General features: G+C 53.4%; 19 protein-coding genes. 17 read left to right on the plus strand and 2 right to left on the minus strand.

Annotation, left to right across the window (positions count from 1 at the left end):
* The first annotated feature begins 324 nt into the window (after positions 1-324).
* The 14 genes from lrhA to nuoN all read left to right on the plus strand — a co-directional run bounded on the left by lrhA (position 325) and on the right by nuoN (position 17,036).
* Positions 325-1,263, plus strand: a complete 939-nt coding sequence (lrhA, locus tag AC0LWE_RS12085) for a transcriptional regulator LrhA (RefSeq protein ID WP_131489258.1) — start codon at positions 325-327, stop codon at positions 1,261-1,263.
* Between the two features lie 630 nt (positions 1,264-1,893).
* Complete coding sequence (gene nuoA, locus AC0LWE_RS12090) at positions 1,894-2,334, plus strand: NADH-quinone oxidoreductase subunit NuoA (protein ID WP_015959830.1); 441 nt, start codon at positions 1,894-1,896, stop codon at positions 2,332-2,334.
* 15 nt (positions 2,335-2,349) lie between these two features.
* Positions 2,350-3,024 (plus strand): NADH-quinone oxidoreductase subunit NuoB, encoded by a 675-nt coding sequence (gene nuoB / locus AC0LWE_RS12095; protein ID WP_015959829.1) that lies wholly within the window; start codon positions 2,350-2,352, stop codon positions 3,022-3,024.
* A gap of 90 nt (positions 3,025-3,114) precedes the next feature.
* Positions 3,115-4,914, plus strand: a complete 1,800-nt coding sequence (gene nuoC, locus AC0LWE_RS12100) for an NADH-quinone oxidoreductase subunit C/D (RefSeq protein WP_072241875.1) — start codon at positions 3,115-3,117, stop codon at positions 4,912-4,914.
* A gap of 2 nt (positions 4,915-4,916) precedes the next feature.
* Positions 4,917-5,417, plus strand: a complete 501-nt coding sequence (gene nuoE, locus AC0LWE_RS12105) for an NADH-quinone oxidoreductase subunit NuoE (protein ID WP_015959827.1) — start codon at positions 4,917-4,919, stop codon at positions 5,415-5,417.
* A complete protein-coding gene (gene nuoF, locus AC0LWE_RS12110; RefSeq protein ID WP_059179319.1) occupies positions 5,414-6,751 on the plus strand; it encodes an NADH-quinone oxidoreductase subunit NuoF in 1,338 nt (445 codons plus the stop codon). Before nuoE ends, nuoF begins: the two co-directional genes overlap by 4 nt.
* A 179-nt stretch (positions 6,752-6,930) precedes the next feature.
* Positions 6,931-9,657: an NADH-quinone oxidoreductase subunit NuoG gene (gene nuoG / locus AC0LWE_RS12115; protein WP_219347532.1), complete on the plus strand. Its 2,727-nt coding sequence runs from the start codon at positions 6,931-6,933 to the stop codon at positions 9,655-9,657.
* The gene (nuoH, locus tag AC0LWE_RS12120; RefSeq protein WP_059179317.1) at positions 9,654-10,631 is read left to right on the plus strand and encodes an NADH-quinone oxidoreductase subunit NuoH; all 978 of its coding nucleotides are present in this window, start codon (positions 9,654-9,656) and stop codon (positions 10,629-10,631) included. Before nuoG ends, nuoH begins: the two co-directional genes overlap by 4 nt.
* A 13-nt stretch (positions 10,632-10,644) precedes the next feature.
* A complete protein-coding gene (nuoI, locus tag AC0LWE_RS12125) occupies positions 10,645-11,187 on the plus strand; it encodes an NADH-quinone oxidoreductase subunit NuoI (RefSeq protein ID WP_015959823.1) in 543 nt (180 codons plus the stop codon).
* A gap of 11 nt (positions 11,188-11,198) precedes the next feature.
* Entirely contained in the window at positions 11,199-11,753 is a 555-nt protein-coding gene (gene nuoJ / locus AC0LWE_RS12130; protein ID WP_015959822.1) for an NADH-quinone oxidoreductase subunit J, read from the plus strand.
* Positions 11,750-12,052 (plus strand): NADH-quinone oxidoreductase subunit NuoK, encoded by a 303-nt coding sequence (gene nuoK / locus AC0LWE_RS12135; protein ID WP_015959821.1) that lies wholly within the window; start codon positions 11,750-11,752, stop codon positions 12,050-12,052. Before nuoJ ends, nuoK begins: the two co-directional genes overlap by 4 nt.
* Positions 12,049-13,890 carry an NADH-quinone oxidoreductase subunit L gene (nuoL, locus tag AC0LWE_RS12140; RefSeq protein WP_219347533.1) on the plus strand — a complete coding sequence of 614 codons (1,842 nt, stop codon included), beginning with the start codon at positions 12,049-12,051 and terminating at the stop codon, positions 13,888-13,890. The genes nuoK and nuoL overlap by 4 nt, the downstream gene beginning before the upstream one ends.
* Positions 13,891-14,042: 152 nt before the next feature.
* Positions 14,043-15,572: an NADH-quinone oxidoreductase subunit M gene (nuoM, locus tag AC0LWE_RS12145; protein WP_015959819.1), complete on the plus strand. Its 1,530-nt coding sequence runs from the start codon at positions 14,043-14,045 to the stop codon at positions 15,570-15,572.
* A 6-nt stretch (positions 15,573-15,578) separates the two neighbouring features.
* The gene (gene nuoN / locus AC0LWE_RS12150) at positions 15,579-17,036 is read left to right on the plus strand and encodes an NADH-quinone oxidoreductase subunit NuoN (RefSeq protein WP_131489268.1); all 1,458 of its coding nucleotides are present in this window, start codon (positions 15,579-15,581) and stop codon (positions 17,034-17,036) included.
* A gap of 104 nt (positions 17,037-17,140) precedes the next feature.
* Here the strand turns inward: nuoN and AC0LWE_RS12155 are convergent, their stop codons facing one another.
* Positions 17,141-18,136: a chemotaxis protein gene (locus tag AC0LWE_RS12155; protein WP_059179314.1), complete on the minus strand. Its 996-nt coding sequence runs from the start codon at positions 18,134-18,136 to the stop codon at positions 17,141-17,143.
* Between the two features lie 64 nt (positions 18,137-18,200).
* On the minus strand, positions 18,201-19,118 hold the full coding sequence (rnz, locus tag AC0LWE_RS12160; RefSeq protein WP_219347535.1) for a ribonuclease Z: 918 nt from the start codon (positions 19,116-19,118) through the stop codon (positions 18,201-18,203).
* Positions 19,119-19,189: 71 nt separating this feature from the next.
* Between rnz and AC0LWE_RS12165 the strand changes: the two genes are divergently transcribed.
* The 3 genes from AC0LWE_RS12165 (at position 19,190) to menF (ending at position 21,404) form a co-directional block, all read left to right on the plus strand.
* Positions 19,190-19,654 carry a GNAT family N-acetyltransferase gene (locus AC0LWE_RS12165; protein ID WP_131489272.1) on the plus strand — a complete coding sequence of 155 codons (465 nt, stop codon included), beginning with the start codon at positions 19,190-19,192 and terminating at the stop codon, positions 19,652-19,654.
* Between the two features lie 50 nt (positions 19,655-19,704).
* Positions 19,705-20,010, plus strand: coding sequence for a stress response protein ElaB (gene elaB, locus AC0LWE_RS12170; RefSeq protein WP_015959814.1), 306 nt, complete (start codon positions 19,705-19,707; stop codon positions 20,008-20,010).
* A 98-nt stretch (positions 20,011-20,108) separates the two neighbouring features.
* Positions 20,109-21,404, plus strand: a complete 1,296-nt coding sequence (gene menF / locus AC0LWE_RS12175; protein ID WP_219347536.1) for an isochorismate synthase MenF — start codon at positions 20,109-20,111, stop codon at positions 21,402-21,404.
* The last annotated feature ends 86 nt before the right edge of the window (positions 21,405-21,490 follow it).

Consider the following 21,490-nt stretch of genomic DNA (forward strand, 5'->3'; position numbering starts at 1 on the left):
GGATGAATGTTTACATTTCAGTGTATTTTTTTCTGTTTTGACTGTATTAATTGATTGTTATTGTAAGAATTATCTCTGTTATAACGGATATGCGACACTTTTGCTGCTGTAGCCGTGTTGCCTGAAAGATGAGGCTGATTTGAAATTTCTTTAATGGAATTTACCTGGATCGGCAAAACCTCTAAATATTCTTAACGTTTAAGAGAATAAAATTATCGTCATGGAACGTTGTTTCTGACTTTCGCTATACACCAGCCAATAACTATCTGTCAGGTAGTCTGCCGGTCTGGCAGCTCCGCACGAGCAACTAGTAAGTGAATAGATATGATAAATGCAAATCGTCCGATAATGAATCTCGACCTCGATCTGCTGAGAACTTTTGTTGCGGTCGCTGATCTCAATACATTTGCAGCCGCTGCTGCGGCTGTGTGTCGTACCCAGTCGGCTGTTAGTCAGCAAATGCAGCGCCTGGAACAACTTGTCGGTAAAGAGCTTTTTGCCCGGCATGGCCGCAATAAGCTCTTAACCGAGCATGGAATTCAGCTTCTGGGTTACGCCAGGAAGATACTTCGCTTCAACGATGAAGCATGTATGTCATTAATGTTTAGCAACCTTCAGGGTGTTTTAACCTTAGGTGCGTCTGATGAGTCAGCTGATACGATCTTGCCTTTTTTGCTTAATCGCATCAGTTCGGTTTATCCGAAGCTTGCCCTGGATGTGAGCGTAAAACGCAATGCGTTTATGATCGATATGCTGAAAGAGCACCAGGTCGATCTGGTGGTGACAACACATCGTCCTGGACAGTTTGATTGTTTGACGCTGCGAACGTCCCCAACGCATTGGTACTGCGCTGCAGAATATGTGCTGCAAAAAGGCGATCCTATTCCGTTGGTGCTGCTAGACGATCCGAGCCCATTCCGCGATATGGCGCTTAATGCGCTGAATGAAGCCAATATTCCATGGCGTCTGGCCTATGTGGCTTCTACATTGCCGGCCGTACGTGCCGCTGTTAAGGCAGGGCTGGGCGTCACGGCACGTCCTGTTGAGATGATGAGTCCAGATTTACGTGTGTTAGGCCGTACAGATGGACTGCCAACTCTCCCGGACACGGAATATCTCCTTTGTCATAACACAGCCAGCAATAATGAACTGGCGAAAATCGTGTTCGACGCGATGGTGAGCTACCACAATCCATGGCAATTCGAGAATCTTACTCCGGAAGGGGGGGATGATTCCCTTGTTATTGAAAAGGATTTTCAGTGATCCGGATCCTACAATTCTCGTAACAATTTGTAATTGTAAAAAAAGGCCACTCGCGAGTCATTCTCGCGGAGTGGTTTTTTTTTGACAATAATATCAATATTATTATTATGCCTTTTAGAAATATCTGTTTATTTTCATCCGGATAATGAGTTTTGATGGATTTATGGGCATTTTGATTTTGAAATTTTGTTTTAGGTGCCAATGTTAAAAAAACAGTAAAAATGTTGCCGTTTTTTTGATTGGATTAACAAAAGCGTGTCTCAGATCAAGAAAATACTCCTATTTGGGGGGAGGAATCAGCGGCAAATCCTGTCAAAATAGGAGGGTAATATTACTTTTACTGCAAAACGGACACGATTCAACAGCATGCAGTTGACGTAAAGTCATCCACCCACCAGGGTTAAAGGGCATGAAATGTTAATGAGAATTGATCCGTGTGATTTAATGTGAAGAAACCTTTGTTAAAGTTGACAAAAGGTTATAGAAAGGAGTAAAAAACCACATCATTTTGCTGTCTATGTCTCATTTCTGACAGTCGATGTAAGGTTATTTATTCCTCCCCATGAATCGATGTGATGTCCATCTGCCAGTAAGAGCAGAGCTATAGGTATCACTTTTGATGAGTAAGCAATGAGTATGTCAACATCCACAGAAGTCGTCGCTCATCACTGGGCATTCGCAATCTTTCTTATTGTTGCCATAGGTCTGTGCTGCCTGATGTTAATCGGCGGCTGGTTCCTGGGCGGTCGCGCCCGCGCAAGGCACAAAAACACCCCATTTGAATCGGGTATCGATTCGGTAGGTACTGCACGCTTACGCCTGTCCGCCAAGTTCTATCTGGTGGCCATGTTCTTCGTTATCTTCGACGTTGAAGCGCTTTACCTGTTCGCATGGTCTACTTCAATTCGTGAAAGCGGATGGGTGGGCTTTGTCGAAGCCGCAATTTTCATTTTAGTGCTACTGGCCGGTCTGGTTTATCTGGTGCGCATCGGCGCTCTGGACTGGACACCGACGCGTTCACGCCGTGAACTGGTTAACCCGGAAAACAGTAACTCTAATCGTCAGCAGTAACAGCGAGGCAATAAGATGGATTATACGCTCACCCGCATAGATCCTAACGGTGAGAATGACCGTTACCCCCTGCAAAAACAGGAGATCGTAACCGACCCCCTGGAGCAAGAAATCAACAAAAGCGTGTACATGGGCAAGCTCGAACATGCCATGCACGATATGGTCAACTGGGGTCGTAAGAACTCAATCTGGCCATACAACTTTGGTCTTTCTTGCTGCTACGTTGAAATGGTGACGTCATTCACTGCGGTGCATGACGTTGCGCGTTTTGGTGCCGAGGTACTGCGTGCTTCACCACGTCAGGCTGACCTGATGGTGGTTGCGGGAACCTGCTTCACCAAAATGGCGCCTGTTATTCAGCGTCTTTACGATCAAATGCTCGAGCCGAAATGGGTTATTTCCATGGGGGCATGTGCAAACTCCGGTGGTATGTACGACATTTATTCTGTCGTGCAGGGCGTCGATAAATTTATCCCAGTGGATGTTTACATTCCTGGCTGTCCGCCACGTCCGGAAGCTTACATGCAGGCACTGATGCTGCTGCAGGATTCGATTGGCAAAGAGCGCCGTCCGCTTTCCTGGGTGGTTGGCGATCAGGGCGTGTATCGCGCCAATATGCAATCAGAGCGCGAGCGTAAACGCGGCGAACGTATCGCAGTGACCAACCTGCGTACGCCTGACGAAATTTAATTTACGCCTGCGGGCTGTGGAGAAACCCTTCGCATATCACTATACAAATAGCGCGAAGCCATGCCCGACAGTCACCACGGACCATTTGCAATGGTGAACAATATGACCGACTTAACCGCGCAAGCCGCTTGTCTTACCCGGGACCATCTGGATGACCCGGTCATCGGCGAACTGCGCAACCGTTTTGGGCCGGATGCCTTTACTGTTCAGGCCACCCGCACCGGGGTACCCGTCGTTTGGGTTAAGCGTGAACAATTACTGGAAGTGGGCGATTTCTTAAAGAAACTGCCAAAACCTTACGTCATGCTGTTTGACCTCCACGGCATGGATGAGCGCTTGCGCACGCACCGTCACGGTTTACCCGCGGCGGATTTTTCCGTTTTCTACCACCTGATCTCAATAGACCGCAATCGGGATATCATGCTCAAGGTGGCATTGTCTGAAAACGACATGCGCTTGCCAACGTTCACCAAACTTTTCCCGAACGCTAACTGGTATGAGCGTGAAACCTGGGAAATGTTCGGTATGACCTTCGACGGTCACCCGCATCTGACGCGTCTTCTGATGCCACCGACGTGGACGGGCCACCCGCTGCGTAAAGATTACCCGGCGCGTGCGACCGAATTCGATCCGTTTGAGCTGACGAAAGCGAAACAGGATCTGGAGATGGAAGCGCTGACGTTCAAGCCTGAAGACTGGGGCATGAAGCGCAGCACCGAAAACGAGGACTTCATGTTCCTCAACCTCGGCCCGAACCACCCGTCTTCACACGGTGCATTCCGTATTATCCTCCAGCTTGATGGCGAAGAGATTGTCGACTGCGTTCCTGATATCGGCTATCACCACCGTGGTGCTGAGAAGATGGGCGAGCGTCAGTCCTGGCACAGCTACATTCCGTACACCGACCGTATCGAATACCTCGGCGGCTGCGTGAACGAAATGCCTTACGTGCTGGCGGTAGAAAAATTAGCGGGCATTACCGTTCCGGACCGCGTGAATGTCATTCGCGTCATGCTCTCCGAACTGTTCCGTATCAACAGCCATTTGCTGTACATCTCTACGTTCATTCAGGACGTCGGTGCGATGACACCGGTCTTCTTCGCCTTTACCGACCGTCAAAAAATCTACGATGTCGTCGAAGCCATTACCGGTTTTCGTATGCATCCAGCCTGGTTCCGTATCGGCGGTGTTGCACACGATCTGCCGCGCGGCTGGGATAAGCTGCTGCGTGATTTCCTCGACTGGATGCCAAAGCGTCTGGACTCATACGAGAAAGCCGCGCTGCGTAACACCATTCTGATTGCCCGCTCTAAGGGTGTCGCCGCTTACGGTGCGAAAGAAGCCCTGGATTGGGGTTGTACCGGTGCTGCGTTGCGTGCGACAGGGATTGATTTTGACGTGCGTAAAGCGCGCCCATATTCAGGCTATGAAAACTTCGACTTTGAAGTCCCGGTTGGCGGCGGTGTTTCTGACTGCTACACCCGCGTGATGCTGAAAGTTGAAGAGCTGCGCCAAAGCTTGCGTATTCTTGAGCAGTGTCTCAACAACATGCCGGAAGGCCCGTTCAAGGCGGATCACCCGCTGACTACGCCGCCACCTAAAGAGCGTACGCTGCAACATATCGAAACCCTGATCACCCACTTCCTGCAGGTTTCGTGGGGTCCGGTTATGCCGGCCAACGAATCCTTCCAGATGATTGAGGCGACCAAGGGTATCAACAGTTATTACCTGACCAGCGATGGCAGCACCATGAGCTACCGTACTCGTATCCGTACCCCGAGCTTTGCGCATTTGCAGCAAATTCCGGTGGCGGTACGCGGCAGCCTGGTGTCCGACTTGATCGTCCATCTGGGTAGTATCGATTTTGTTATGTCAGATGTGGACCGCTAATTATGCACGAGAATCAACAACCACAAACCGAGGCTTTTGAGCTGAGTGCGGCAGAACGTGCGGCGATTGAGCACGAGATGCACCACTACGAAGACCCGCGTGCGGCGTCCATTGAAGCGCTGAAAATCGTTCAGAAACAGCGCGGTTGGGTGCCAGATGGCGCGATTTATGCGATCGCTGAAGTGCTCGGCATTCCGGCAAGTGATGTAGAAGGGGTGGCAACGTTCTACAGCCAAATCTTCCGCCAGCCGGTTGGCCGTCACGTGATCCGCTATTGCGACAGCGTGGTGTGTCATATCACGGGTTATCAGGGAATTCAGGCCGCGCTCGAGAAAAAACTCGACATTAAGCCAGGGCAAACGACGTTTGACGGTCGTTTTACTCTGCTGCCGACCTGCTGCCTGGGTAACTGCGACAAGGGGCCGAGCATGATGATTGATGAGGACACTCACAGCCATCTGACTCCGGAAGCGATTCCTGACCTGCTGGAGCAGTACAAATGAAAACTGTAATTCGTACTGCTGAAACTCATCCGCTGACCTGGCGTCTGCGCGATGATAAACAGCCGGTATGGCTCGATGAATATCAAAGCAAAAACGGTTACGAAGGTGCTCGCAAAGCGCTTGCTGGCATGGCGCCGGATGAAATCGTTAATGCGGTGAAAGATGCTGGCCTGAAAGGGCGCGGTGGTGCAGGCTTTTCCACGGGTCTTAAGTGGAGCCTGATGCCGAAAGACGAATCCATGAATATCCGTTACCTGCTGTGTAACGCCGATGAAATGGAACCCGGCACCTACAAAGACCGCCTGCTGATGGAACAGCTGCCACACCTGCTGGTGGAAGGCATGCTGATCTCGGCGTTTGCGCTGAAAGCGTATCGCGGCTACATCTTCCTGCGCGGTGAGTACATCGAAGCGGCAGAAAATCTGCGTCGTGCGATTGCCGAAGCCACCGAAGCGGGTCTGCTTGGCAAAAATATTCTCGGCACCGGTTTTGACTTCGAACTGTTCGTGCATACCGGGGCAGGGCGCTACATCTGCGGTGAAGAAACCGCGCTGATTAACTCCCTTGAAGGCCGTCGTGCGAACCCGCGCTCCAAGCCACCGTTCCCGGCAAGTTCCGGCGTGTGGGGTAAACCGACCTGTGTGAACAACGTCGAAACCCTGTGTAACGTTCCGGCAATCCTGGCGAACGGCGTGGAGTGGTATCAAAACATCTCTACCAGTAAAGATGCCGGCACAAAACTGATGGGCTTCTCTGGTCGCGTCAAAAATCCAGGTCTTTGGGAATTACCGTTCGGTACCACCGCGCGTGAAATCCTTGAAGACTACGCTGGCGGTATGCGCGATGGGCTTAAATTCAAAGCCTGGCAGCCGGGCGGCGCAGGTACAGACTTCCTGACCGAAGCGCATCTTGACCTGCCAATGGAATTTGAAAGCATTGGTAAAGCAGGTAGCCGTCTGGGGACTGCGCTGGCGATGGCCGTTGACCACGAAATTGGTATGGTGCCGCTGGTTCGCAACCTGGAAGAGTTCTTCGCTCGCGAGTCCTGCGGCTGGTGCACACCGTGCCGTGATGGTTTGCCGTGGAGCGTGAAGATCCTGCGTGCTCTTGAACGTGGCGAAGGCCAGCCTGGTGATATCGAAACACTTGAGCAACTGTGTCGATTCCTTGGTCCGGGCAAAACCTTCTGTGCCCACGCACCTGGCGCCGTTGAGCCTCTGCAAAGCGCGATTAAATATTTCCGCGAAGAATTCGAAGCAGGCATCAAGCAGCAGTTCAGCAATACCCATGCAATAAGCGGTATTCAGCCGAACCTGCTAAAAGCGCGCTGGTAGTTTCTTACGCACAAGCGTTCAGGTTGCATCAAGGCAGCGGCGGAGTGGATTCCAGGAGCTTACATCAGTAAGTGACGGGAGTAAGCGAGGGAAGCTAACGCCGAAGCGGCCTGAAGGATGAAGCGTAAAAGAATTTTGATTAACGCTCGGATTTATTCGAGCCAACTGGAAGCATGCTAATGGCTACGATTCATGTAGACGGCAAAGAATACGAAGTCAACGGGGCGGACAACCTGCTAGAAGCTTGTCTGTCTCTTGGCCTTGATATTCCGTATTTTTGCTGGCATCCGGCGCTGGGAAGCGTCGGTGCTTGCCGCCAGTGTGCGGTGAAGCAATACCAAAACGCGGAAGACACGCGTGGTCGCCTGGTGATGTCCTGTATGACACCAGCAACCGAAGGCACCTTTATTTCTATCGACGACGCCGAAGCGAAACAGTTCCGTGAAAGCGTGGTGGAATGGTTAATGACCAACCACCCGCACGACTGTCCGGTCTGTGAAGAGGGCGGTAACTGCCACCTTCAGGATATGACCGTGATGACGGGTCATAGTTTCCGTCGCTATCGCTTTACCAAACGTACCCACCGTAACCAGGATTTGGGGCCGTTCATCTCGCATGAAATGAACCGCTGTATCGCCTGTTACCGTTGCGTGCGTTACTACAAAGATTACGCAGATGGCGAAGATTTGGGCGTCTATGGCGCACATGACAACGTCTACTTTGGTCGTCCGGAAGACGGTACGCTTGAAAGCGAATTCTCCGGCAACCTGGTAGAAATCTGCCCGACCGGCGTGTTCACTGATAAAACACACTCCGAGCGCTACAACCGTAAGTGGGACATGCAGTTTGCGCCAAGCATCTGCCAGCAATGTTCTCTTGGCTGTAACACCAGCCCGGGTGAGCGTTATGGTGAACTGCGTCGTATCGAAAACCGTTATAACGGTACCGTTAACCACTACTTCCTGTGCGACCGTGGCCGTTTCGGCTATGGCTATGTAAACCTGAAAGACCGTCCGCGTCAGCCGGTTCAGCGCCGTGGCGATGATGTCATCACCCTGAACGCAGAACAGGCAATGCAGGGCGCGGCAGACATTCTGCGTCAGTCTAAGAAGGTCATCGGCATCGGTTCTCCACGTGCCAGCGTTGAAAGCAACTTTGCTCTACGTGAGCTGGTGGGTGCGGAAAACTTCTACACCGGTATTGCTAACGGTGAGCAAGAACGTCTGCAACTAGTCCTGAAAGTGCTGCGCGAAGGCGGTATTCGTACTCCTGCGCTGCGCGAAATCGAATCCTACGATGCCGTTCTGGTGCTGGGTGAAGATCTGACGCAAACGGGCGCGCGCGTTGCTTTGGCAGTTCGTCAGGCAGTGAAAGGTAAAGCACGTGAAATGGCAGCCGCCCAGAAAGTGGCTGACTGGCAGATTGCGGCGATCATGAACATCGGCCAGCGTGCCAAACATCCGCTGTTTGTCACCAACGTCGACAACACGCGTCTTGACGACATCGCTGCGTGGACCTATCGCGCACCGGTTGAAGATCAGGCGCGTCTTGGTTTTGCGATTGCACATGCGTTGGATAACAGCGCGCCGGCCGTTGACGGTCTGGATCGCGATTTGCAAAACAAGATCGACGTGATCGTGCAGGCGCTGGCGGGTGCGAAGAAACCTCTGATTATTTCCGGTACCAATGCCGGAAGTGCGGATGTGATTCAGGCTGCAGCAAACGTCGCGAAAGCCCTGAAAGGCCGGGGTGCTGACGTTGGCGTGACCATGATCGCTCGCGCGGTGAACAGCATGGGTCTGGGTATGATCGGCGGCGGCTCTCTGGAAGAGGCGCTCAGCGAACTCGAAACCGGAGCGGCTGATGGTGTCATCGTGCTTGAGAACGACCTGCATCGCCATGCCTCTGCTGCACGCGTTGATGCTGCACTTTCCAAAGCGCCGCTGGTGATGGTGATTGACCATCAGCGTACGGCGATTATGGACAAAGCGCACCTCGTGCTATCTGCGGCAAGCTTTGCGGAAAGCGACGGTACGGTCATCAACAACGAAGGCCGCGCGCAGCGTTTCTTCCAGGTTTATGACCCGTCGTACTACGACAGCAACATTGTGATGCTGGAAAGCTGGCGCTGGCTGCACTCGCTGCACAGCACCGTTCAGAGCCGCGAAGTGGACTGGACGCAGCTTGACCACGTTATCGATGCGGTTGTGGAAAAACTGCCTCACCTGGCGGGCATTAAAGACGCTGCGCCAGATGCGAGCTTCCGTATCCGCGGTCAGAAACTGGCCCGTGAACCGCATCGTTACAGTGGCCGTACTGCGATGCGCGCCAATATTAGCGTGCATGAACCGCGTCAGCCGCAGGATAAAGACACGATGTTTGCCTTCTCAATGGAAGGGAACAACCAACCGTCTGCTCCGCGCTCTCAGGTTCCATTTGCATGGGCACCGGGCTGGAACTCCCCGCAGGCATGGAACAAATTCCAGTCTGAAGTGGGCGGTTCTCTGCGCCACGGCGATCCAGGCGTACGTCTGATTGAAGCCAGCGAAACGGTTCTGGATTACTACACGACCGTTCCGGCAAGTTTTGAGGCTCAGGAAGGCAACTGGCGTATCGCGCCGTATTACCATCTGTTTGGAAGCGATGAGATGTCCCAGCGTTCCCCTGTGTTCCAGACGCGCATGCCGCAGCCCTACATCAAGCTCAATCCGGCGGATGCCGCGAAGCTTGGCGTCAATGCGGGCAGCCAAATCTCCTTTAGCTACGAAGGCCAGACAATCAGCTTGCCGCTGATTATCGCCGAAGGTCTGACAGCAGGGCAGGTGGGTCTGCCGATGGGATTACCGGGTATTGCACCGGTCCTGGCGGGCGCGCGTCTTGATAATCTGCAGGAGGCACAAGCATGAGTTGGTTAACGCCGGATCTTATCGACATTCTGTTAAGCATCCTGAAAGCGATTGTCATTCTGCTGGTGGTGGTCACCTGCGGTGCGTTCATGAGCTTTGGTGAGCGTCGTCTGCTCGGTCTGTTCCAGAACCGTTATGGACCGAACCGTGTTGGCTGGGGTGGTTCACTCCAGCTGGTCGCGGACATGATCAAGATGTTCTTTAAAGAAGACTGGATCCCGAAATTCTCGGACCGCGTCATCTTTACCCTTGCGCCGATGATCGCGTTCACCTCGTTGCTGCTGGCATTCGCCATCGTTCCGGTTAGCCCGACCTGGGTTGTGGCTGACCTGAATATCGGGATTTTATTCTTCCTGATGATGGCTGGCCTTGCGGTGTACGCGGTGCTGTTCGCGGGATGGTCCAGTAATAACAAATACTCGCTGCTGGGTGCGATGCGTGCTTCCGCGCAGACGCTGAGCTACGAAGTGTTCCTCGGACTCTCCCTGATGGGCGTGGTGGCGCAAGCCGGTTCATTCAACATGACCGACATCGTCAACAACCAGGCCGACATCTGGAACGTGATCCCGCAGTTCTTTGGTTTTGTCACCTTTGCTATCGCGGGTGTGGCTGTGTGTCACCGTCACCCATTTGACCAGCCAGAAGCCGAACAGGAACTGGCGGATGGTTACCACATTGAATATTCCGGTATGAAATTCGGTCTGTTCTTCGTGGGCGAGTACATCGGTATCGTCACCATTTCCGCGCTGATGGTCACGCTGTTCTTTGGTGGCTGGCACGGTCCGTTCTTACCGCCGTTCATCTGGTTCGCGCTGAAAACCGCGTTCTTCATGATGATGTTCATTTTGATTCGCGCCTCATTACCGCGTCCGCGTTATGACCAGGTAATGTCCTTCGGCTGGAAAGTGTGCCTGCCGCTGACGCTAGTCAACTTGTTGGTAACGGCGGCTGTCATTCTCTGGCAGGCGCAATAGGGGCGAATAGATCATGACCTTGAAAGAATTATTAGTAGGCGCCGGCACCCAGATTCGCAGTATCTGGATGATCGGGCTGCACGCGTTTGCAAAACGCGAAACCCAGATGTATCCGGAAGAGCCGGTATATCTGCCGCCGCGCTACCGTGGACGTATCGTGCTTTCCCGCGATCCGGACGGCGAAGAGCGTTGCGTTGCCTGTAACCTGTGTGCGGTAGCGTGTCCGGTGGGCTGTATCTCTTTGCAGAAAGCAGAGACCAAAGACGGCCGCTGGTACCCTGAGTTTTTCCGCATCAACTTCTCGCGCTGCATTTTCTGCGGTCTGTGTGAAGAAGCGTGCCCAACCACGGCGATTCAGCTGACTCCCGATTTTGAAATGGGTGAGTACAAGCGCCAGGACCTGGTGTACGAGAAAGAGGATCTGCTGATTTCCGGTCCGGGCAAATACCCGGAATATAACTTCTACCGGATGGCGGGTATGGCAATCGACGGCAAAGATAAGGGCGAAGCAGAGAACGAAGCTAAGCCTATCGACGTCAAGAGCCTGTTACCGTAAGGAGAAGGGCAATGGAATTCGCTTTTTATATCTGTGGCCTCATCGCCATCCTGGCCACGCTGCGAGTGATCACGCACACCAACCCGGTGCATGCGCTGCTGTATCTGATCATCTCGCTGCTGGCTATTTCCGGCGTGTTTTTCGCGCTTGGCGCGCATTTCGCGGGTGCACTGGAAATCATCGTCTACGCGGGCGCCATTATGGTTCTCTTCGTGTTCGTCGTGATGATGTTGAACCTGGGCGGTGCTGAAATCGAACAGGAACGTCAGTGGCTGAAGCCGCAAGTGTGGATTGGTCCGGCTATTTTGTCGGCCATCATGCTGGTAGTTATCGTTTACGCCATTCTGGGTGTTAACGACCAGGGCATTGACGGTACGCCAATTAGCGCTAAAGAAGTGGGTATTGCGCTGTTCGGCCCGTACGTTCTGGCGGTTGAACTGGCTTCGATGCTGCTGCTGGCGGGTCTGGTTGTGGCATTCCACGTTGGGCGCGAAGAGCGTGCTGGCGAAGTGCTGAGCAACCGTACTGACGATCGCGCGAAAAGAAAAACGGAGGAGCGCGCATGATTCCTTTAACACATGGACTGATCCTCGCCGCGATTTTATTCGTTCTCGGGCTGACGGGTTTGGTTATCCGCCGTAATCTGCTGTTTATGCTGATCGGTCTGGAAATCATGATTAATGCTTCCGCGCTGGCCTTTGTGGTCGCGGGTAGCTATTGGGGTCAGCCTGATGGGCAGGTTATGTACATTCTCGCTATCAGCCTTGCGGCTGCAGAAGCGAGTATTGGCCTGGCGCTGTTGCTGCAGCTCCATCGTCGCCGCCAGAACCTGAACATCGATTCAGTAAGTGAGTTGCGTGGATGAACATGCTTGCCTTAACCATTATTTTTCCTTTGATTGGCTTCTTGCTGCTGGCATTCTCCCGCGGCCGCTGGTCGGAAAATCTGTCCGCAACGGTGGGCATTGGCTCAATCGGCCTTGCTGCGCTGGTCACAGCGTATGCGGGAATTGACTTCTTTAACAACGGCAAGCAGGCCTTCAGCGTACCGCTGTGGACCTGGATGTCGGTCGGTGATTTCAACATCGGTTTCAACCTCGTACTGGATGGTCTGTCATTGACCATGCTGTCGGTGGTGACCGGTGTCGGCTTCCTGATCCACATGTTCGCCTCCTGGTATATGCGCGGTGAAGAGGGATATTCTCGCTTCTTCGCGTACACCAACTTGTTTATCGCGAGCATGGTGATTCTGGTACTGGGCGATAACCTGCTGCTGATGTATCTCGGCTGGGAAGGCGTGGGGCTGTGTTCCTACCTGCTGATCGGTTTCTATTACACCGATCCGAAGAATGGCGCAGCGGCCATGAAAGCGTTCGTCGTGACCCGCGTGGGTGACGTGTTCCTCGCTTTCGCGCTGTTCATTCTTTACAACGAACTGGGCACGCTGAACTTCCGCGAAATGGTGGAACTGGCTCCGGCTCACTTCGAAGCAGGCAATAACATGCTGACGTGGGCGACCCTGATGCTGCTGGGTGGTGCTGTGGGTAAATCCGCGCAGCTGCCGTTGCAGACCTGGCTTGCCGACGCGATGGCCGGTCCAACGCCTGTTTCCGCGCTGATCCACGCTGCAACCATGGTAACCGCGGGTGTTTACCTGATTGCCCGTACACACGGCCTGTTCCTGATGACGCCAGAAATTCTGCATCTGGTCGGTATCGTGGGTGCGATAACGCTGGTTATGGCGGGCTTTGCCGCGCTGGTTCAGACCGACATCAAACGCGTTCTTGCCTACTCCACCATGAGCCAGATCGGGTATATGTTCCTGGCGCTGGGTGTGCAGGCGTGGGATGCGGCGATTTTCCATCTGATGACGCATGCGTTCTTTAAAGCGCTGCTGTTCCTCTCGTCTGGTTCGGTGATTCTGGCCTGCCACCACGAGCAGAATATCTTCAAGATGGGCGGTCTGCGCAAATCCATTCCACTGGTGTATGTCTGCTTCCTGGTGGGTGGCGCGGCGCTGTCAGCGCTGCCAATCATCACCGCGGGCTTCTTCAGTAAGGACGAAATCCTTGCAGGAGCTATGGCGAATGGTCATATCAATCTGATGGTGGCAGGTCTGGTCGGTGCGTTTATGACCTCTCTGTACACCTTCCGTATGATTTTCATCGTCTTCCACGGCAAAGAACAAATTCACGCGCATGCAGGGAAGGGGATTACCCATCATCTGCCGCTGATTGTGCTGCTGGTGCTGTCTACTTTCGTCGGCGCAATGATTGTTCCGCCATTGCAGGGCGTGCTGCCAGATACCACCGAGCTTGAGCACGGCCGCGTTCTGACGCTTGAAATCACCTCGGGTGTGGTCGCTATCGCGGGCATCCTGATTGCTGCATGGCTGTGGCTGGGCAAACGCACTCTGGTGACGTCAATTGCCAACAGCGCGCCAGGGCGTCTGCTGAGTACCCTGTGGTACAACGCATGGGGCTTCGACTGGCTGTACGACAAGATTTTCGTCAAGCCATTCCTGGGTATTGCGTGGCTGCTCAAACGTGACCCGATGAACTCTATGATGAACATCCCGGCGATTCTTTCCCGCTTTGCAGGTAAAGGCCTGCTGTTGAGCGAGAACGGGTATCTGCGCTGGTATGTCGCATCAATGAGCATCGGCGCGGTTGTGGTGCTGGCTCTGCTGATGGTGTTGCGTTGAGTTTGATGGTTGTGTGAATAGGCCCGGTGAAATCCCGGGCCTGTGAACTAAGAATACATTTAGATTACTTTCCTGAAGTACAGGCTTTTCGACGTTGAGTATGACGAACGAAACAGCCTGGGCAGGAGTAAAAATAAGGGACATACTTAGCTATGTTATTGCCTTGGTTGATATTAATTCCCTTCATTGGTGGATTCCTGTGCTGGCAGACTGAACGCTTTGGCGTGAAGATGCCGCGCTGGATTGCGCTGATCACCATGGGATTGACGTTTCTGCTTGGCCTGCAACTTTGGTTGCAGGGCGGCTATTCTTTGACCCAGTCTGCGGGTCTTCCGCAGTGGCAATCTGAATTTATCCTGCCGTGGATCCCACGTTTTGGCATCACAATCCATTTGGCAATCGACGGTCTGTCGCTGCTGATGGTGGTGCTGACGGGTCTGCTCGGTGTTCTGGCGGTACTGTGCTCCTGGCGAGAAATCGAAAAATACCAGGGCTTTTTCCACCTGAACCTGATGTGGATTTTGGGCGGCGTCATCGGCGTGTTCCTGGCCATCGACATGTTCCTGTTCTTCTTCTTCTGGGAAATGATGCTGGTGCCGATGTACTTCCTGATCGCGCTGTGGGGCCACAAGGCATCCGACGGTAAAACGCGTATCACGGCGGCAACCAAGTTCTTCATCTACACCCAGGCGAGTGGTCTGGTGATGTTGATTGCGATCCTGGGACTGGTCTTTGTGCATCACAATGCGACCGGCGTCTGGACCTTCAACTATGAAGAGTTGCTGAAAACGCCAATGTCGCACGGCGTTGAATATCTGCTGATGCTCGGTTTCTTCATCGCGTTTGCGGTGAAAATGCCGGTTGTTCCGCTGCACGGTTGGCTGCCAGATGCACACTCCCAGGCACCAACGGCGGGTTCTGTTGACCTGGCGGGGATTTTGCTCAAAACCGCGGCCTACGGTCTGCTGCGTTTCGCACTGCCGCTGTTCCCGAACGCTTCTGCTGAGTTCGCCCCGATTGCAATGTGGCTGGGTGTTATCGGTATCTTCTACGGCGCATGGATGGCTTTCACGCAGTACGACATCAAACGTCTTATCGCGTACACCTCCGTTTCCCACATGGGCTTCGTGCTGATTGCTATCTACACCGGCAGCCAGCTTGCGTACCAGGGGGCGGTTATCCAGATGATCGCGCACGGTCTCTCTGCGGCAGGTCTGTTCATTCTGTGCGGTCAGCTGTACGAACGTCTGCATACCCGCGACATGCGCATGATGGGCGGTCTGTGGAGCAAAATTAAATGGTTGCCAGCGCTGTCCATGTTCTTCGCAGTTGCGACGCTGGGTATGCCGGGCACCGGTAACTTTGTCGGCGAATTCATGATTCTGTTCGGCAGCTTCAAAGTGGTTCCGGTTATTACCGTTGTCTCCACTTTCGGCCTGGTCTTCGCGTCCGTGTACTCGCTGGCGATGCTGCACCGCGCTTACTTCGGTAAAGCGAAGAGTGAAATCGCGGCGCAAGAGCTGCCGGGGATGTCGCTGCGCGAGCTGTCCATCGTTCTGTTACTGGTCGTACTGCTGGTGCTGCTGGGCTTATATCCGCAGCCAATTCTGGATACTTCGCATTCCGCGATGGGTAACATCCAGCAGTGGTTTGTTAATTCTGCTTCTACTACAAGGCCGTAAATCGCCATGACAATAACTCCACAACAACTGATCGCGCTGCTACCGCTGCTGATCGTCGGATTGACGGTGGTGGTTGTGATGCTCTCCATTGCGTGGCGACGCAATCACTTCCTGAATGCCACGCTGTCGGTTCTGGGTCTGAACGCTGCGTTAGTCTCCCTCTGGTTTGTTGGCCAGGTGGGCGCTATGGATGTCACCCCGCTGATGCGTGTTGACGGCTTTGCCATGCTGTACACTGGGCTGGTGCTTCTGGCGAGCCTGGCAACCTGTACTTTTGCGTACCCGTGGCTTGAAGGCTATTACGACAACAAAGAAGAGTTTTATCTGCTGGTCCTGATCGCCTCACTGGGTGGGATTCTGCTGGCAAACGCCAACCATCTGGCGGCGCTGTTCCTCGGTATTGAGCTGATCTCTCTGCCGCTGTTTGGCCTGATTGGCTATGCGTACCGTCAAAAGCGCTCTCTGGAAGCGAGTATCAAGTATACGATTCTGTCTGCTGCGGCCTCGTCTTTCCTGCTGTTTGGTATTGCGCTGCTGTACGCACAGTCCGGTAATCTCTCTTTCGTCGCACTGGGCAAGAGTCTTGGCGACAACATGCTGCATGAACCGCTGCTGCTGGCGGGTCTGGGCATGATGATCGTGGGTCTTGGCTTCAAGCTTTCTCTGGTTCCGTTCCACCTGTGGACGCCAGACGTATACCAGGGCGCACCGGCTCCGGTTTCCACCTTCCTGGCGACGGCGAGCAAAATCGCTATCTTCAGCGTGGTGATGCGTCTGTTCCTGTACGCTCCAGTGGGTGACAGTGAAGCCGTACGTGTGGTGCTGGGCGTGATTGCATTCGCCTCCATCATCTTCGGTAACCTGATGGCGCTGAGTCAGACCAATATCAAGCGTCTGCTCGGCTACTCCTCTATCTCCCATCTGGGCTACCTGATGGTGGCATTGATCGCGTTGCAGAACGGTTCAATGTCAATGGAAACGGTCGGTGTTTATCTGGCAGGTTACCTGTTCAGCAGCCTCGGCGCGTTCGGTGTGGTCAGCCTGATGTCCAGCCCTTACCGTGGCCCGGATGCTGATTCACTGTTCTCCTACCGTGGTCTGTTCTGGCACCGTCCGATTCTGTCTGCGGTTATGACCGTGATGATGCTGTCTCTGGCCGGTATTCCGATGACGCTGGGCTTTATCGGTAAATTCTACGTGCTGGCGGTCGGTGTACAGGCTGGTCTGTGGTGGCTGACCGCTGCGGTGGTTATCGGCTCTGCAATTGGTTTGTACTACTACCTGCGTGTAGCGGTCAGCTTGTATCTGAGCGCGCCGCAACAGCTTAACCGCGATGCGCCAACCAACTGGCAGTACAGCGCGGGCGGTATTGTGGTGCTGATTTCTGCACTGCTGGTGCTGATCTTCGGTATCTATCCGCAACCGCTGATCACGCTCGTGCAGCACGCGATGCCGTTGATGTAAGCAATGCATGAAACAAAAAAACCCGCTTCGGCGGGTTTTTTTATGGTTTGCCCCTTTGCTCTGTAGGAGAGGGACGCGGTTTGGGCATCAGCCCGTACCGCAACTCAGCCGCGACGGCTAATCAGCGGACCGTCAATTTTCTTCGCGGAACGATCCAGCACTTCTTCAATCACTGCGGACAGTTCGTTCAGTTCGAACTTAGCCACATAGCCATCTGCTTTTACCTTACGAATATGATCTTCGTTGGCGTTTCCAGAAAGGGAAGAGTGGATCACCACCGGGATGTGTTTGAGAATTTCATCGGTTTTGATTTTGCGCGTCAGCGTGAAACCATCCATCTCCGGCATCTCAAGATCGGTTAAGACCAGTGAAATTTTATCGGTGATCGGGACGCCTTCTGCCTGCGCTTGCGCGGCCAGTACGCCAATTTTTTCCCACGCTTCTTTACCAGTGATGTGCATTTCGGCAGGAATGTTCATCGCTTCCAGCCCTTTTTCCAGCATAGAACGCGCGACTTTCGAATCTTCCGCAACAATTGCCACAGCGCCTGGCTTGATATTGAATTTGGTTGTATTCAGGTTAGTTGCATGCAGATCGTGATTGGATGGCGTGATGTCATACAGGATCTGCTCAACGTCGAGCACCATTGCCAGATCGTTCGTATCCGTATTTTCATCAAGACACGCGATGCTGGTGATGTAGCGGCCGCTGACGGCCGTTGCAGCATGAACTTGTTTCCAGTCGAGACGCATAATGTTCTCAACGGATTCCACAGCAAACGCCTGCACGCTGCGAGCGTATTCGGTAATGAGCAGAATATTCAGTCCGGTAGCCGGTTTACAACCCGCCACGGCCGCCAAATCGATAACTGGAATCACCTGATCGCGAATATTCACCATTCCCATCAGCGGCGATTTCATGCCCGCAGGTTTAGTGAATTCAGGCATAGGAACAATTTCGCGCAGTTTGAAAACGTTAATGCCAAACAGCTCAGACTTATTTTCATTCAACGACGTACCAAGACGGAACAATAAAAGTTCGAATCGGTTTGACAGGGTGAGATTCGCCCTGTCATCAATATCTTTCTGGAAATTATCCATTCTACCCTCAAGTGAGATGCTTGCCTTTTAATCGTTATCGGCACGCGGAGGGAAAAGTGAAGGGCTAAACGTAAACCTGCATGAAATCTTGCGCCAGTTCGCATTCCGGGAACACCTCCTGGCACTCTTTAAGCAATAATTCGCAACCCTGTGCGTCGTAGCGCGAACTGACATGCGTGACGAGCAGTTTACCCGCAGAGGCGTCTCGGGCAAGCTGAGCGGCCTGACGCGTGGAGCTGTGACCGCGGCGGTTTGCCTTCTCCTCCATCGCCGCCTCGAGCGTCGCTTCATGGACGATCACATCAGCATGTCTGGCCAGCGCAAGCGCCGCAGGGCAGGGGGCCGTATCGCCAAAAATCACCAGCGTTTTACCCGGCTGTGGCGCTGAAAGATAATTCTGACCGTTCACAATACGCCCATCCTCCAGTGTCACCGTGTCGCCGTGCTTCAGCCGCTGGAAAAGCGGACCAGGCTTTACGCCATCGGCGATCAGCGCTGCGGCATCCAGCGCTCCGGGTTTGTCGTGCTCTTCAATGCGATACCCGTAGCATTCCACTGGGTGATTTAGCGCGCCTGCGGTCACGGTATAATGCTCATCTTCAAACACCACGCCTTCGTTCACTTCAACGATCTCAAGCGGGTAATCGGTCCATGAACCGCTCAAACGCAACGCGGTTTCTGTAAACTCGCGAATCCCCGCAGGGCCGTAGAGGGTCAGCGGATTGACGTTTCCGGCCATTGAGCGGCTGCATAACAATCCAGGCAAACCAAACACGTGATCGCCATGCAAATGGGTGATAAAAATTTTATCGAGCTTACCGGGATGATAAGGCGTATGTAACAGCTGATGCTGTGTCCCTTCACCGCAATCAAAAAGCCACAGGCCAGCGCGCGTGGGATGCTGCAAATCCAGCAGTATTGCCGTCACGTTTCGCGAGCGGGTTGGCACGCCCGCAGATGTGCCAAGAAAAATCAGTTCCATAACGCCATCAGACTCTTTGCTAACGAGAAAGTGTTTAGTATAACGGGATGATACCCAATAAGGAGCCTGACATGATTCAGTGGCAAGATTTACATCATAGCGAGCTGACCGTCCCGGTCCTGTATGACGTCCTCAAATTGCGCTGTGAAGTGTTTGTCGTCGAACAGACCTGTCCGTATCAGGATATTGACGGCGATGACCTGATCGGCGAAAACCGCCATATTCTCGGCTGGAAGGATAACGCGCTGGTGGCGTATGCGAGGATTCTGAAAAGTGACGAGGACATTGAGCCGGTGGTGATTGGCCGCGTGATTATCAGCAGCAAAGCGCGCGGCGAAAAACTGGGTTATGCGTTGATGGAACAAACGCTCTCAGCATGCGAAAAACAGTGGCCTGACAAGGCGTTATACCTCGGAGCGCAGGCTCATCTCCAGCCTTTCTATGCCCATTTTGGATTTGCGCCTGTCACGCAAGTTTACGACGAAGATGGCATTCCGCACATCGGCATGGCGAGAGAAACGAAACAGGCGCAATGAGTTGTCGTTGTCTATAGTTACCGAACTAATGCACTCATATGGAGAAAACTATGTCATTTCAATCCTGGGATACCCGTATCGATGACGATCTGGCGCTGCTAAGCGAGACGCTGGAAGAAGTGCTGCGTTCTTCGGGCGATCCGGCCGATCAAAAATACATTGAGCTTAAAGCACGTGCTGAACAGGCGCTGGAGGACGTGAAAAATCGCGTGAGTCATGCGTCCGATAATTATTATTATCGCGCCAAAAAAGCGGTTTATCGTGCGGATGACTATGTGCATGAAAAACCGTGGCAAGGTATTGGCGTAGGCGCCGCTGCGGGTCTGGTTTTGGGGCTGTTGCTCGCCCGCCGCTAATATTACGCACGAACGGTTGACCCCTCCCTATACGTGGGTACTGCTTTTTATTACCAGTACCCCGTATAATATGAGGTTTTTATAGAGGGGAGAACCGCGTGCACTCGATTTCCATCGCGCTGGAACGTCTTGGCGACTTTCTGCAACAAGATATTCCAGCCACGCCCGGTCTGCGTCACTTCGACGTCTCCTTCCCCTTAAACGATGCGTTTGATCCTCTTGCCTGGTTAGGGGCGCAGATCGCCTATCCGCAGTTTTACTGGCAACAACGCAGCGGTGATGAAGAGATAGCTGCGCTTGGCGTAGCAGAATCCTTTTCAACGCTGTCGGCCGCTCGCCAGTTTTTAAGTGACCGCTACGCCTCCCCCGATACCCGCATTTGCGGTCTCAACGCCTTTACCCCCGGACAGAGCCATTTATTTTTGCCGCGCCTGCTATGGCTGCGTACGGGCGGGGCGGCGACTTTACGGCTCACTCTGTCGAGCGAGCTATCTTTACAAGACGATGCCCGGTGTGCCCTCGAATTTTTGCAGCAGCTCCAGGCTATCAGGCCGATAACCACGCTCTCATCGCACATCGTGCGCGAAACGCATCTGCCCGCACGGCCAGAATGGTTGAGTTTGGTTTCGCAGGCGACGGATGCCATTGCACGCGGTGAATTTGAAAAAGTGGTACTAGCGCGTGCAACCGATTTGCAGTTTGACCAACGCGTCACGGCCATTTCACTGATGGCGGCCAGCCGACGAATCAATCATAACTGTTATCATTTCTGCATGATGTTTGACGCGCAGAACGCCTTTATGGGCTCATCCCCGGAGCGACTGTGGCGGCGACGTGGCAAACGTCTGCGCACCGAAGCGCTTGCCGGAACGGTTGCCAGCCATGCTGACGACGCGCAGAGTCATCGTTTGGGTGAATGGCTGCTAAACGACGACAAAAATCAGCGCGAAAATATGTTGGTTGTAGAAGATATTTGCCAGCGTTTACAGCATCATACTCAGGCGCTTGAAGTGCTTCCGGCACAAATTGTGCGTCTGCGAAAGGTGCAGCATTTGCGCCGGTGTATCTGGACGGAACTGAAAACCGCCGATGATGAACAATGCCTGCATTTATTGCAGCCAACCGCTGCCGTTGCAGGATTACCCCGCGATCCCGCGCGCGGCTTTATTCTGCGCAAAGAACCCTTTGAGCGCGAGTGGTACGCCGGCTCTGCGGGTTATCTTTCACCGGAGCAAAGCGAATTCTGCGTCACGTTGCGCTGTGCGCGCGTGAGCGACAACGCGGTAAGACTCTATGCGGGAGCGGGGATTGTTAGCGGATCCGTTCCCGAAGAAGAGTGGCAGGAGATAGAGAATAAAGCCGCAGGGCTGAGAACATTGCTCCTTATGGATTAATACTGAGTCGCACATTCCCGATTCATATCAAAATTCAATCTGTCTCTATTATTTATACTGTGCCTTAATATTGATACCGGACAATT

Source organism: Lelliottia sp. RD5, from assembly GCF_056032945.1.